Origin of the sequence: Streptomyces sp. NPDC018000 (assembly GCF_044328025.1) — a bacterium.
Classification (GTDB): domain Bacteria; phylum Actinomycetota; class Actinomycetes; order Streptomycetales; family Streptomycetaceae; genus Streptomyces.
Map to the genome: position 1 here is coordinate 654,846 of NZ_JBIRGM010000003.1, position 12,541 is coordinate 667,386.

At 68.1% G+C, this 12,541-nt stretch carries 14 protein-coding genes and 1 pseudogene; 9 read left to right on the forward strand and 6 right to left on the reverse strand.

Features of this window, described 5'->3' with window-relative positions:
• Window positions 1-9: 9 nt before the first annotated feature.
• On the reverse strand, window positions 10-1,209 hold the full coding sequence (locus tag ACH4EW_RS11390) for an RNA-guided endonuclease InsQ/TnpB family protein (RefSeq protein ID WP_398254551.1): 1,200 nt from the start codon (window positions 1,207-1,209) through the stop codon (window positions 10-12).
• Between the two features lie 58 nt (window positions 1,210-1,267).
• Here ACH4EW_RS11390 and ACH4EW_RS11395 point away from each other — a divergent pair.
• From ACH4EW_RS11395 to ACH4EW_RS11425, 7 genes and pseudogenes are all read left to right on the forward strand, one after another.
• Window positions 1,268-1,453, forward strand: a pseudogene (locus ACH4EW_RS11395) (response regulator transcription factor); the annotation flags it as partial.
• A 19-nt stretch (window positions 1,454-1,472) separates the two neighbouring features.
• Window positions 1,473-1,604, forward strand: a complete 132-nt coding sequence (locus ACH4EW_RS11400) for a hypothetical protein (protein ID WP_398254554.1) — start codon at window positions 1,473-1,475, stop codon at window positions 1,602-1,604.
• A 111-nt stretch (window positions 1,605-1,715) separates the two neighbouring features.
• Entirely contained in the window at window positions 1,716-2,957 is a 1,242-nt protein-coding gene (locus ACH4EW_RS11405) for an Ig-like domain-containing protein (RefSeq protein WP_398254557.1), read from the forward strand.
• 29 nt (window positions 2,958-2,986) lie between these two features.
• On the forward strand, window positions 2,987-3,754 hold the full coding sequence (locus ACH4EW_RS11410) for an enoyl-CoA hydratase/isomerase family protein (RefSeq protein ID WP_398254560.1): 768 nt from the start codon (window positions 2,987-2,989) through the stop codon (window positions 3,752-3,754).
• Window positions 3,755-4,005: 251 nt separating this feature from the next.
• Window positions 4,006-4,521, forward strand: coding sequence for an ATP-binding protein (locus ACH4EW_RS11415; RefSeq protein ID WP_398254811.1), 516 nt, complete (start codon window positions 4,006-4,008; stop codon window positions 4,519-4,521).
• A gap of 379 nt (window positions 4,522-4,900) precedes the next feature.
• On the forward strand, window positions 4,901-5,698 hold the full coding sequence (locus tag ACH4EW_RS11420; RefSeq protein WP_398254562.1) for a polysaccharide deacetylase family protein: 798 nt from the start codon (window positions 4,901-4,903) through the stop codon (window positions 5,696-5,698).
• Window positions 5,698-6,855 carry a beta-propeller fold lactonase family protein gene (locus ACH4EW_RS11425; protein ID WP_398254564.1) on the forward strand — a complete coding sequence of 386 codons (1,158 nt, stop codon included), beginning with the start codon at window positions 5,698-5,700 and terminating at the stop codon, window positions 6,853-6,855. Before ACH4EW_RS11420 ends, ACH4EW_RS11425 begins: the two co-directional genes overlap by 1 nt.
• A 48-nt stretch (window positions 6,856-6,903) precedes the next feature.
• On the opposite strand, the gene ACH4EW_RS11430 is transcribed toward ACH4EW_RS11425, so the two are convergent.
• Complete coding sequence (locus tag ACH4EW_RS11430; RefSeq protein ID WP_398254567.1) at window positions 6,904-7,542, reverse strand: GNAT family N-acetyltransferase; 639 nt, start codon at window positions 7,540-7,542, stop codon at window positions 6,904-6,906.
• A 165-nt stretch (window positions 7,543-7,707) separates the two neighbouring features.
• Between ACH4EW_RS11430 and ACH4EW_RS11435 the strand changes: the two genes are divergently transcribed.
• A complete protein-coding gene (locus tag ACH4EW_RS11435) occupies window positions 7,708-7,923 on the forward strand; it encodes an EF-hand domain-containing protein (RefSeq protein WP_398254569.1) in 216 nt (71 codons plus the stop codon).
• A 72-nt stretch (window positions 7,924-7,995) separates the two neighbouring features.
• On the opposite strand, the gene ACH4EW_RS11440 is transcribed toward ACH4EW_RS11435, so the two are convergent.
• The 3 genes from ACH4EW_RS11440 to ACH4EW_RS11450 form a co-directional block, all read right to left on the reverse strand.
• The gene (locus ACH4EW_RS11440; RefSeq protein WP_398254814.1) at window positions 7,996-8,973 is read right to left on the reverse strand and encodes a terpene synthase family protein; all 978 of its coding nucleotides are present in this window, start codon (window positions 8,971-8,973) and stop codon (window positions 7,996-7,998) included.
• A gap of 363 nt (window positions 8,974-9,336) precedes the next feature.
• On the reverse strand, window positions 9,337-9,615 hold the full coding sequence (locus tag ACH4EW_RS11445; protein ID WP_398254571.1) for a hypothetical protein: 279 nt from the start codon (window positions 9,613-9,615) through the stop codon (window positions 9,337-9,339).
• Between the two features lie 41 nt (window positions 9,616-9,656).
• Window positions 9,657-10,280: a nucleotidyltransferase domain-containing protein gene (locus ACH4EW_RS11450; RefSeq protein WP_398254573.1), complete on the reverse strand. Its 624-nt coding sequence runs from the start codon at window positions 10,278-10,280 to the stop codon at window positions 9,657-9,659.
• A 234-nt stretch (window positions 10,281-10,514) separates the two neighbouring features.
• On the opposite strand from ACH4EW_RS11450, the gene ACH4EW_RS11455 reads away from it, so the two are divergent.
• Complete coding sequence (locus ACH4EW_RS11455) at window positions 10,515-10,940, forward strand: ATP-binding protein (RefSeq protein ID WP_398254575.1); 426 nt, start codon at window positions 10,515-10,517, stop codon at window positions 10,938-10,940.
• Window positions 10,941-10,982: 42 nt separating this feature from the next.
• Here the strand turns inward: ACH4EW_RS11455 and ACH4EW_RS11460 are convergent, their stop codons facing one another.
• Window positions 10,983-12,365, reverse strand: a complete 1,383-nt coding sequence (locus tag ACH4EW_RS11460; RefSeq protein ID WP_398254577.1) for an L-serine ammonia-lyase — start codon at window positions 12,363-12,365, stop codon at window positions 10,983-10,985.
• Window positions 12,366-12,541 lie beyond the last annotated feature (176 nt).

A 12,541-nucleotide genomic window follows, 5' to 3' on the forward strand; every position in this document is an offset into this window, starting at 1 on the left:
GGCTTCTCGCTATGCCGGTTGGGCTTCGCGACGGACCAGCCCGGCCCGTAGAACGTTGATTGCTCCGACTGTGTCGGCGTGCGCGGTGTGGCCGCACGAGGTGCAGTGGAACTTCTCCTGGGTGGGCCGGTTCTCCTTGGCGGTGTGGCCGCATGCGGGGCACCGCCGGGAGGTGTTGCGGGGGTCCACGGCCATCACTTCCCGTCCGGCGCTTTCAGCCTTGGCGGTCAGGATCGTCAGGAACACCCCCCAACCGGCATCGCTGATCGATCGGTTCAGCCCGGCCTTCGCCCCCGCCCCGTTGGGCAGGAAGCTTCCAGGCTGATCAGGGTCCAGCTTCGGTGCGGGGGCCCGGCTCATATGGGAGATCTTGAGGTCTTCGTGCGCGATGAAGTCATGCGCGCGTACGAGGCCGAGCGCGGTTTTGTGCGCGTGGTCAAGGCGCCGGCGACGGACCTTGCGGTGCAGGGCGGCGACTTTCTCCACGGCCTTGCGGCGGCGCTTGGAACCGCGTTTGCACCGGGACAGTGCCCGCTGAGCCCTTTCGAGCTTCTCCGTAGCCTTCCGCCCGTGACGCGGGTTCTCGACGAACCCGCCGCCCGAATCCGCGAGGAAGTTGGCAATGCCCAGGTCGATGCCGACCATACTGCCGGTCGCCGGGAGCGGCTCAGGCCGGGGCTGTTCGGCGGTCAGCACGACGAACCACTTACGGCCCTCGCGCTTGACCGAGACCGTCTTGACCCTGCCCACCACCGGCCGGTGCTGGTGCACCTTGACGTGCCCGACCCCCTGGATGCGCACGCGCGTGACCGGATCGTGCGGGGTGGAGTCCCAACGGCAGCCGTCTCCGTCCTTCGGGAAGACGACCGTGTCGAAGTGCCCTACGCCCTTGAAGCGCGGATAGCCCGGCTTCTCACCGGCCTTGACGCGGCGGAAGAACGCAGCGAACGCCTTGTCCAGACGCCGCAGCGTCGCTTGCTGGCTGGAGAACGACCAGCGGCCCTGACGCTCCGGGTCGAACGCCCGGATCTCCTTGAGCTGCACGGACTGCTGCCCGTACCGGACCGTGGTCTTCGAGGTGTGGTGCCAGGCGTCGCGGCGCTCCTGTAATGCCCCGTTGTAGAGCGAGCAGTGATCACGCAGCATCTCACCAAGCGCAATCTGCTGACCTGAGGTGGGCCGCAGGAGGAACTTGTACGCACGAATCACCCGGCCCACCCCTCCCCGATCCGATCCAACGGAGCCACACTACTCTTGGGAGTCGATGTCGGGCCGTGAGCGCGAGGTGCTCGAACTCGTCGCGAAGGGCACCTCGAACCGTGGGATAGCCGCCGAGCTGTTCATCAGCGAGGCCACGGTGAAGACCCACCTCACCCATATCTTCGCCAAGCTCGGCGCCAAGGACCGGGCCGCCGCCGTCGCGGTCGGCTACGACCGGGGCATCCTCGGCTGATCCTCACTCCCTGACAATCGTGGACGAGGTCGTGAGCGGCTGCACCGCCGGATCCGTCTTCAGCCGGAAGGCGCGCTTCCCGCAGGAAGCGATCCTGAGCACGGGCAAGTTGGGACTGAACGGTGACATCCGCGGGGTCATCTTCCCGTGATCAGTGTGATTATCTTTCGCTGAGCGCGCATGTGCAGCGCGCGGGGGCGGGGGCCTGCAGGGCTCCTGGGGCCTTGGCGGGGGCCAGGCCGTGTGAGGGGAGACGAGCACATTGAACGGGCAGCCGATATCGGGGACCTCGGCCGGGGCGAACAGCGGGCGGCGCGGGCGAGGGAGCACCGGACCGCTGGCTCTGGGACTGGGCGCGCTGCTGTTGCTGGTGACGGCGTGCGGCGGCGCAGACGACACCGGCAGCGCGGGCAAGGACCGCAAGGCCGAGGACACCACCGCCTCGCAGGCCGTGGTGACCGTTGCGCCGAAGGACGGGGAGGAGTCCGTCGCCACCAGCGGGGCACTGAAGATCTCCGCCGAGCAGGGGAAGCTGACCACGGTGAAGGTCGCCGACCCCAAGGGCACCGAGGTCGAGGGAAAGATCGCGGCGGACGGCACGAGCTGGACGCCGGACCAGCACCTGGCCGTGGCGACCAAGTACAAGGTCCACGCAGTCGCCAAGGACGCGAAGGGCCGTGAGTCGGCGAAGGACACCAGCTTCACGACGCTGGTCCCGCAGAACACCTTCATCGGGCAGTACACACCGGAGGACGGCTCCACGGTCGGCGTCGGCATGCCCGTCTCGATCCACTTCACCCGTGGCATCACCGACCCGGCCGCGGTCGAGAACGCCATCAAGGTGACGGCCGAGCCCTCCGTACCGATCGAGGGCCACTGGTTCGGCAACGACCGCCTCGACTTCCGCCCCGAGGAGTACTGGGCCGCAGGCACCAAGGTCACCGTGAAGCTCAACCTCGACGGCGTCGAGGGGCGCCCGGGCGTCTACGGCAAGCAGGCCAAGACGATCTCCTTCACCATCGGCCGCAAGCAGGTCAGCACCGTCGACGCGAGCACACACCGGATGAAGGTCGTCCGCGACGACAAGCAGATCAAGGACATCCCGATCTCCGCGGGTGCCCCGGCGACCACCACGTACAACGGTCAGATGGTCATCAGTGAGAAGCTCAAGGTGACCCGGATGAACGGTGACACCGTCGGCTTCGGCGGCGAGTACGACATCAAGGACGTGCCGCACGCGATGCGCCTGTCCACCTCGGGCACCTTCATCCACGGCAACTACTGGGGCGGCTCGGGCGTCTTCGGTTCGGCCAACACCAGCCACGGCTGCGTCGGTCTCCAGGATGTGCGTGGTGGCTGGAGCAAGGAGACCTCGGGGGCCTGGTTCTTCGACAACTCGCTCATCGGCGACGTCGTGGTCGTGAAGAACTCGCAGGACAAGACGATCCAGCCGGACAACGGCCTCAACGGCTGGAACATGTCCTGGTCGGAGTGGACCAAGTAGGACCGACCGGTCGGGCTAACCTGCCTCTCATGACCGTAACCCTCGAAGTACGCGACGGCGTCGGCACGATCCTGCTGGACCGTCCGCCCATGAACGCCCTGGATGTCGCCACCCAGGACCGGCTGCGTGAACTCGCCGAGGAGGCGACCCGGCGCGACGATGTGCGTGCCGTGGTCCTCTACGGCGGCGAGAAGGTGTTCGCGGCGGGCGCGGACATCAAGGAGATGCAGGCGATGGATCACACGGCGATGGTCGTACGGTCCAAGGCGCTGCAGGACTCCTTCACCGCGGTGGCCCGGATCCCCAAGCCCGTCGTCGCCGCAGTCACCGGCTACGCGCTGGGCGGCGGCTGCGAGCTGGCGCTCTGTGCCGACTTCCGGATCGCCGCCGACAACGCCAGGCTGGGCCAGCCCGAGATCCTGCTCGGACTGATCCCCGGAGCGGGCGGCACCCAGCGCCTTGCCCGGCTGATCGGTCCCTCCCGGGCCAAGGACCTGATCTTCACCGGCCGTCATGTGAAGGCCGAGGAGGCCCTGACGATCGGTCTGGTGGACCGTGTGGTGCCCGCAGCCGAGGTGTACGAGCAGGCGCACGCCTGGGCCGCCGAGCTGGCGAAGGGGCCCGCCCTCGCGCTGCGCGCCGCCAAGGAGTCCGTCGACGCCGGCCTGGAGACGGACATCGACACCGGGCTCACGATCGAGCGGAACTGGTTCGCCGGTCTGTTCGCCACCGAGGACCGGGAGCGCGGTATGCGCAGCTTTGTGGAAGAAGGTCCGGGCAAGGCCAAGTTCCTCTGATCGAACACAAGTTGGGTACAGAGTGACGCGGGTTCATCCTTGCGGGCGGATGAGCCGGGCCATGAGGGAACCTTGAGGCCCGGCTGCCCGAAAAGGCCGGCAGCCCCGTTGGGATGCGATGTCTGTGCAGCTCAGAAGGGGTGTGCCGAACCGCATTCGGCCAGCGGCATATGCCTGCCGACTTCTCCCGAACGATGCACTCCGGGTGTGGATTCCTTATGGAGCGGCCCCGGAGTGCTCGCCTTGCGGCCATGATGGTGTGCATGGCGGGCCTGGAGGGTGTGGAACAGCCGCGACCGCGCAGCGGCGCGACAGCGGCGCGCGGGATGCCGACAGTCGATGACGAACAGGCGTTCAGAGCGCTGGAGTTGCTCGGAAACCCGGCGGAGGGCGAAGTCCGGCTGCCGTCCCGCCCGGAGTCCGCGGCCACTGCCCGAAGACTCACCTCGTGTGTGGTGCTGCGCCAGTGGGCGCTCTCCCCACAGACCGCCGAATACGCCGTGCTGCTCGTCTCGGAGCTCGTCGGCAACGCGGTAAGGCACACCGGCGCCCGGGTCTTCGGGCTGCGGATGCTGCGCCGTCGTGGCTGGATCAGGATCGAGGTGCGCGACCCCTCGCGTGGGCTGCCGTGCCTGATGCCCGTCCAGGAGATGGATATCAGCGGTCGGGGGCTCTTCCTCGTCGACAAGCTCTCCGACCGGTGGGGCGTGGATCTGCTGCCGCGCGGCAAGACCACCTGGTTCGAGATGCGGATCTCCGACCGCTGACCGCCCTGGCGGGCTCGTGCCCGGATACCTGGCGGGCTCGTGCCCGGATACACAGAAGCCCCCGGTCTGCCGTGGTGCGGCGCTTCGGGGGCTTCTGTGGGGGCCGTGAAATGGGGGGTGTGTTCACGGCCGCTCGTGACGACTGGCTCGGGTCAATGCCGTCGTGTGACCAACTATGGCAGACGGGCGACCTCACCGCCAAAGGTGCAAACCATGCATTGATGGCCATAACATGACATTCATCAGGTGAATCGTAGGTGTGATGGGTCACTTGCCTGGAAAATCATGAATATTTATGGGATTCGCCGGATGATTCATTCGCATCGCCCATAAGTCTAAAATGTTATTTTTTGCACATTCAACCCCTACTGTTCTGCGCATGAACGCCTCCGATGCTCCGGTGCACCGCCGCAGCGCCCTGCGTGCGGGAGCAGGGGCCGCCCTGGTCGGCGCCCTCGCCGCCGGATGCGCGGACGGCGGCGACGCCCCCGGTACGTCGGCCAGGACCGTCCCGACCGCAGTGACCCCGAAGAACGCGGCCCCGCACCCCGCGCCCGCCCCGCACCGTTTCCCCGGGCAGCCGGTCCAGATCGACCACGGCCCCCGCGACCGCGCCCGCGTCGCCCTCACCTTCCACGGCCAGGGCGACCCCGCCATCGCCCGGACCGTACTCGCCGAGGCCGAACGCGCCCACGCACGGATCACGGTCCTCGCCGTCGGCAGCTGGCTCGACGAACACCCCGAGATGGCCCGCCGCATCCTCGACGGCGGCCACGACCTCGGCAACCACACACAGCGCCACATCGACATCTCCTCGATGGGCGAGGCCGAGGCGTACGCGGAGATCACCGGCTGCGCCCAGCGGCTGCGCCGGCTCACCGGCTCCATCGGCACCTGGTTCAGGCCCTCGCGCACCCGGTACGCCACCCCGCTCGTCCAGCGGCTCGCCGCCAGGGCGGGCTACCCGCACGTCCTCTCGTACGACGTGGACTCCCTCGACTTCACCTCTCCCGGCGCCGCGGCCGTCACCCGCAAGGTGGCCGGGGAGATCCGCAACGGATCGGTGGTGAGCCTGCATTTCGGCTACGCGGACACGGTCGCCGCCCTGCCTCTCCTCCTCACCGAAATCGACCGCCGCCGACTGAGCGCGGTGACGACCACGGAGCTGCTGACCTGATGCTTCCCTCCACCAAGCACACTGCGGCCCTGCTCGGGGGCGTCCTGCTGGCGGTACTCACCGGCTGCGGCACCCCCGCCGAGAAGGGAAACGCCGCGGCCACCACACCGTCCAGCAGGGCGAAGCCCGCACTGCCCGGCATGCCGCCGGTACTCGACGCCAAGGACGTCTACGCGGCCGACCGGCCCGGGAAGCTCTCCCCGGTCGTCAAGGACTTCCCGTCCCGCGTGTACGTCCCCAACACCAACTCCGACACGGTGTCGGTCATCGATCCCGCGACATACAAGGTCATCAGGACCATCGAGGTCGGCCGCCAGCCGCAGCACGTCGTCCCGTCCTGGGACCTGAAGACCCTGTGGGTCAACAACGACATCGGTGACAGCCTCACCGCCATCGACCCGGCCACCGGGAAGGTGGGCCGCACGGTGCCCGTCTCCGACCCGTACAACCTCTACTTCACGCCGGACGGCAAATACGCCGTGGTGATGGCATCGATGGACCGCGAACTGGTCTTCCGCGACGCCCACACCATGAAGACGGCCAAGACCGTCCCGGTCAGCTGTGCGGGCGTCAACCACGCCGACTTCTCCGCGGACGGCCGGTACTTCATCGTCTCCTGCGAGTTCTCCGGCGAACTCCTCAAGGTCGACACGGCGAGGATGAAGATCGTCGGCCAGCAGAAGCTGCCGGTCAAAGGCGCGATGCCGCAGGACGTGAAGCTGTCACCCGACGGCGGAACGTTCTACATCGCGGACATGATCGCGAACGGGGTGTGGGCGCTGGACGGGGAGAAGTTCACCACCCCGAAGCTGCTGCCCACCGGCAAGGGCGCCCACGGCCTCTACGTCAGCCGCGATTCCAAGGAGATGTACATCTCCAACCGGGGCGAGGGCTCCATCTCCGTCTTCGACTTCACACAGCGCAAACTGGCGAAGAAATGGCACCTGCCGGAAGGCGGCAGCCCCGACATGGGCGGAGTCTCCGCGGACGGCAAGGTCCTCTGGCTGAGCGGGCGATACCACTCCGAGGTGTACGCGATCGACACCGTCAGCGGCAAACAGCTCGCCCGGATCCCGGTGGGCAGCGGCCCGCACGGACTCGCCGTCTACCCGCAGCCGGGCCGCTACTCGCTCGGCCATACCGGCGTGTTCCGCTGACAGCCAGGCATCAACCACGAGCCGTGGCGCAGCCGATCCGCTGAACACTCATTCCGCGACCAGGAGGGCCTCCGAGCCCACCGGCCGGTAGCCGGCCGCCTGGAACGTCCGCACACTGCGGGCGTTCCCCGGCGACTGCTGCGCCCACACCACCGAGTCGGGCACCAGATGCCGGGCCGCCCGCGCCAGCCGTTCGCCCAGCCGTCTGCCGCGCGCTTCCTCGGCCACCTCGATCGCGGTCTCCCAGCGCCCGGCGACTCCCCGGCCGAGGATCACCACACCGCCGTCGGCGGACCAGACCCGCACCTCGTCGCGGTACTTCATCGCCCGTGCCACCCGCGGATGCTCCGGGTCCTCGATCTCCCGCAGCGCGATCTCCGGTTCGCCGGGCAGTGCGTCCGCCACCGTCAGCAGATCGATGGTGTTCATGTGCCGACCGCTGCGGTCCAGCAGCGCGCTCAGGAAGTACGGATTCATTGTCGCGGCGAGCGCGTCGCCGGGGGTGGCGGCCAGCACGGCCCGCACCCACCGCGGATCCTCGTCGGTGAATACGACGGAGTGCGCGGTGAACGCCAGCACTCCCGCATCCCGGGCACCCGGCTGCCTTACCACCGTCGTGGACCCGTCCGGCGGGGGAAACCGTCCGTGCGCCGCAGCCGCAAGGATCTTTGCCAGTGCGTCGTCCATCAGCGTCCCGCTCCCCGGTCCGGACCGCGGTCCGCCGGGCGGCGGACCCCCCACCCATGATCGACTACCGGCCGCCGCGACCGCCACCCGTCGCGCCCGTTAATCTGGCCTCCGCAATCAGACACTGGTCAGGCACTGGTCAGGCATTTACGAAGGGGCGGAACCATGGCGGACATCGAGTCGGCACGCAAGGCATTCGAGCGGTTCGATCTCAACGGCGACGGGCTGATATCGGCTGCCGAGTACAAGAGCGTGATGGCTCAGCTCGGCGACCCCTACGTCACCGAGCCGGTGGCCCAGGCCGTCATCAACTCGCACGACGGCAATGGCGACGGACTGCTCACGTTCGACGAGTTCTGGGCGGCGCAGAACAAGGCCTGATGGCCGGGAGGTCCCCCGGCCCACGGGCCGGGGGCCGCCGCCCGCGCTGCCGCGCCATGCTCTGCCGGCCGGTCAGTCGGCGAAGTAGCTCGACAGCGACTTCCGTTCGTCGATCTCCAACAGATCGGGACGGGTATAGCGCTCCGCTCGGGCGTGGTAGTCGAAGTCGCCCCGGACCATCCCGCGGTAGTCCTGCACGCACCGCTCCAGCGCGGCCCGGGTGCGGCCGTTGATCCCGGCCGCCTCGATTTCGTCGATCACTTCCTTCTCGGCGCGCTGCACCCGGTCCGCTATCTCCGCGAGCTGCGCCCCGGCCTCGTCGACGGCCTCCTGGAAAGTGAGTCCGCTGTCGCGCTGAATGAGCCGTACCGCATTGTGCTCGTAACCGAGAAGTGCCTCCTTCTCGAAGGAGCAGATGTCGTTGCAGAGCCCCGAGTGATCGGTTACCGCGTTGCGCAGAGCGACATAGGCGGGAAGGCTGCGGGCCGATTCCGGAAGGTCGATTCCGGCGGTGATCTCATGCAGATCCAGGAAGGGCTGCATGGCCACCGAATCCCGCCGGTGCTTCACGAATTCGTTCCTGGTCGGCACCTGTCCGGCGGCTCGTTCCACCGCCTCGGCGTAGTAGGTCCACAGCCAGGAGACCGTATCCCGCCGGAACTGCCGGATCCAGCGCGCCGAGCGGTCGTGGTACGTCCGGGCGCGCAGGCCCACGAGTGCGTACTCCATCGTGCTGCGCGGCTGTTCGCCGTCGAGTACGGCCACCAGCCGGTCGATCGTCGCCTCGCACATCCGGGGATCACGTCCGGCGGGGCCGTCGTCGAACTCGTCGTCGACGAGGAAGGCCCAGAAAAGCCACTGACAGAAGAGATCGAGATGCTGCTGTGAAGCAGTGGGGAACATGAGGGAAATCCAGAGTTCTGGCCTGGTCCGGATCATCTTCTTCCGGGCTGTCGGAGAGAGTGCGAGACCATTGGATTCGGCCCATTCCCAAGCGGCCTTCCTGGTCTCCTCGATGCCGGGATTGCATCCCGCGCTCTGGAACGGCATATGAAACTCTGGCAGCGCAATCTGGCTCATTGGTGCCCCTCGTCGAGACGATGCGGACGAACGATACGAACGGGGAACTGATCGAATTCACGCGTAGGTGCCAGTACACATCGGGGGCGGACCGCCCGCCCCCACCCACCCTTGGCCAGGGGGTCATCGTGCGAGACAAGGCCGACAACCGTGCTCACTCTCCTCTGCCGGGGGCCGGGGCATCGGGGCCGGGCTCGCGGGCCCGCGGTGGCAAGCGCCCTTGGCTCAGGACGGTGGCATCACCATGCGTGACCCACAGTCAACCTTCTGTGGTCGAGCGAGGGAAGTCGTTCGTGACCAAAACTGCCTGATCGTCATTGAACGAGCGGACATCTACCCGACCACCTCACTCACCGCGCGGCTGATGTGTCCGCGCACCACGTCGGCGGAGACGTAGGCGAGCGCCCTTGCCAGGGATTCGGTGGCCGCGGCGAAGCAAGTCTGCTGTTTGCGCAGGTAGGCGTCCAGGAAGGGGACGACAGCGCTCTGGGCGCTGCCGCGAGCCTGTCGTACGAACAGCACGGTGAGGGAGAACGCCCAGCACGCGTGGAGGAAGCCGAAGACAGGACGAGGGACGCCGCGCCAGGGCGAGCAAGTCGTGTCGCTCACCATGACCCGGCCCCGGAACCCCGGCCTCTACGACGTACCGTTGCTCACGTTCGGCTGACCGGCGGGAGCCGCCTGAGCCAGGGGTGATCGGGTGCGATCACACTGATCGCGTCCGCCAGCCAGGCGCGTGCCGGAGCGTCGAGCACCGGCAGTACCGCTTCGAAGTCGGTCTCGTCCTTCTCCCGGGTCACCTTCGCCTTGTAGAAGAGCTGCACCTCGGGCGCGAGATACGGGATGCCCGTCTTGCTCGTCCGCCCGAGCCGATCGATCGGGAGCCGGATCGCCGGGTCCCGCCGTGAGACCCACTGGGTGCCCTCGGCCTCGTCCAGCATGAGCTGCACCGACCAGGGCGCCTCCGGCCTTCGCCGGCACCAGATGTCGTGGAGCGGCGGCCGAAGGACCTCCCCAGGACGCCACGGTCGCAATTCCCCCTGGCCGGGTGGGTCAGCCACGAACAGGTCCCAGTCGTGCAGCAGATCACGTACGAGGGCCTGGTCGCGCCGGAGGACGAGAACGTCGAGATCACCGTGTGCGCGTACCTCGCGGCCGACCGCGAGTTCGATCGCGTAGCCGCCAGCGATCCACCACGGGAAGCCCGCCTTGACGAAGACCGCAGCCACATCCTCGGGACGATCCGGTACCCAGCGTCCCAATACGTCAGCACTCACCCGCCCATACTCTCAGTGACCGTATGCGCGGCAGTGAAGGCCAGCGGCGGTCTCGCTGGAGCGCCTTGTCGCTTGCTGGTCCCTTTGCTCATAAACGCCCATGAGCTTCGGGGGCTTCGGCGTCCATCGTTGAGTACGTGACTCGCGACCGGCCTCGTGGCTGGTGCTTGAGCCACGATCCTCCCGGGGCCGCGTGCCCGAAGCCAGGGCGCTTCCTGCGGCCGTACGCCTCTCGTGGCGAACGCACACGAGCACGCGTGCGGGCCGTACGAGGTACACGTCCGCTCGGCCGCCGGGAGGTTCATCTGCGAGATCCACGACGGGGATCCTCTGCTCCCCACGGGTCTCTACCTCGGTGCCACGCCCTCGCCGGGCACCGAACCGGCCGAGGGGGCATGCGGATTGCTCGTAGAGCGGGGACGGGGCCTGCGCATCGTGAACGAGCTGGCCCAGGGGCAGTGGGGGTTCCACGTCACGGAACGTGGCGCCAAGGCCGCCTGGATCGTGCTCGCCACGGCGTTGGCGGACACGTCCGACGGGAAGAGTGCTGGCGGCGCTCGGGCATCCTGTGTCGGGTTCGAGGCGGCCGGCCTCGCCCACCAGGTCGTGGCCAACGGAGCGGGCGCCATGCTCAAGGCCACCGAGGAGGGAAGGCCCTGACAGCACTGAAAGGCGCGAACGCGCTGGTCAGGGCCCGTTTCCCTAGCACTCGATGATGTTGACCGCCAGCCCGCCGCGCGCCGTCTCCTTGTACTTCACGCTCATGTCCGCGCCCGTCTCCTTCATGGTCTTGATGACCTTGTCCAGGGAGACCTTGTGGCTGCCGTCGCCGCGCAGCGCCATCTTCGCCGCCGTGACGGCCTTGACCGCGGCCATGCCGTTGCGCTCGATGCACGGGATCTGGACGAGACCGCCGACCGGGTCGCAGGTCAGGCCGAGGTTGTGCTCCATGCCGATCTCGGCGGCGTTCTCGACCTGCTCGGGGGTGCCGCCCAGGACCTCGGCGAGGGCGCCCGCGGCCATGGAGCAGGCGGAGCCGACCTCGCCCTGGCAGCCGACCTCGGCGCCGGAGATGGAGGCGTTCTCCTTGAAGAGCATGCCGATGGCTCCGGCGGCCAGGAGGAAGCGGACGACGCTGTCCTCCTTCTCCGCCTCGGTGGCGCCGCCCGCCGCGAAGTTCATGTAGTAGTGCAGCACGGCCGGGATGATGCCCGCGGCGCCGTTGGTGGGCGCGGTGACGACGCGGCCGCCCGCCGCGTTCTCCTCGTTGACCGCCATCGCGTAGAGGGTGATCCACTCCATCGCGTGGCTCTGCGGGTCGCCCTCGGCACGCAGTTGGCGGGCCGTGTTCGCGGCGCGGCGGCGGACCTTGAGACCGCCGGGCAGGATGCCCTCGCGGGACATGCCGCGCGCGACGCAGGCCTGCATGACGTGCCAGATGTCCAGCAGCCCCGAGCGGATCTCGTTCTCGGTGCGCCAGGCCTTCTCGTTCTCCAGCATCAGCGAGGAGATGGACAGGCCGGTGTCCTTGGAGAGCCGCAGCAGTTCGTCACCGGTGCGGAAGGGGTGCTTCAGCACGGTGTCGTCGAGGACGATCCGGTCCTCGCCCACCGCGTCTTCGTCGACAACGAAGCCGCCGCCGACGGAGTAGTACGTCTTCTCCAGGAGGGGGGCGCCCTCGTGGTCGAAGGCGAAGATCGTCATGCCGTTGGCGTGGTACGGAAGCGCCTTGCGGCGGTGCAGGACCAGCTGCTCGTCGGCGTCGAAGTCGATCTCGTGCATGCCGAGCAGATTGATCCGGCCGGTGGTACGGATCCGCTCCACCCGGTCGTCGGCGGACTCCACGTCGACGGTACGGGGCGACTCGCCCTCCAGGCCGAGCAGGACGGCCTTGGGGGTGCCGTGGCCGTGACCGGTCGCACCGAGCGAGCCGTACAGCTCGGCGCGTATGGAGGCGGTGTGGGCGATGAGGCCCTCGTTCTTCAGCCGGCGCGCGAACATGCGGGCCGCGCGCATCGGGCCGACCGTATGGGAGCTGGACGGGCCGATGCCGATCGAGAACAGGTCGAAGACCGAGATGGCCACGGAGAACTCCTAAGGATTGGTAGACGTCGTTGTCTGCCGGGTGATGCGGTACGGACCGGTCGGCCCGAAGAGCAGCGGGACAAGGGTTGGGGCACCGCGCCCACTGCCCAGTGTGCGCGGTGCCCCGCCCGAAAGGTGACGAACTGTGTCCCGGATTACTTTTCGGGACGACCTCT

Coding starts and splice junctions, on each gene's coding strand:
- ACH4EW_RS11420 (WP_398254562.1), top strand. CDS start 4,901: ATGAACGCCTCCGATGCTCCGGTGCACCGCCGCAGCGCCCTGCGTGCG.
- ACH4EW_RS11440 (WP_398254814.1), bottom strand. CDS start 8,973: ATGCCGTTCCAGAGCGCGGGATGCAATCCCGGCATCGAGGAGACCAGG.
- ACH4EW_RS11435 (WP_398254569.1), top strand. CDS start 7,708: ATGGCGGACATCGAGTCGGCACGCAAGGCATTCGAGCGGTTCGATCTC.
- ACH4EW_RS11415 (WP_398254811.1), top strand. CDS start 4,006: ATGATGGTGTGCATGGCGGGCCTGGAGGGTGTGGAACAGCCGCGACCG.
- ACH4EW_RS11425 (WP_398254564.1), top strand. CDS start 5,698: ATGCTTCCCTCCACCAAGCACACTGCGGCCCTGCTCGGGGGCGTCCTG.
- ACH4EW_RS11445 (WP_398254571.1), bottom strand. CDS start 9,615: ATGGTGAGCGACACGACTTGCTCGCCCTGGCGCGGCGTCCCTCGTCCT.
- ACH4EW_RS11430 (WP_398254567.1), bottom strand. CDS start 7,542: ATGGACGACGCACTGGCAAAGATCCTTGCGGCTGCGGCGCACGGACGG.
- ACH4EW_RS11410 (WP_398254560.1), top strand. CDS start 2,987: ATGACCGTAACCCTCGAAGTACGCGACGGCGTCGGCACGATCCTGCTG.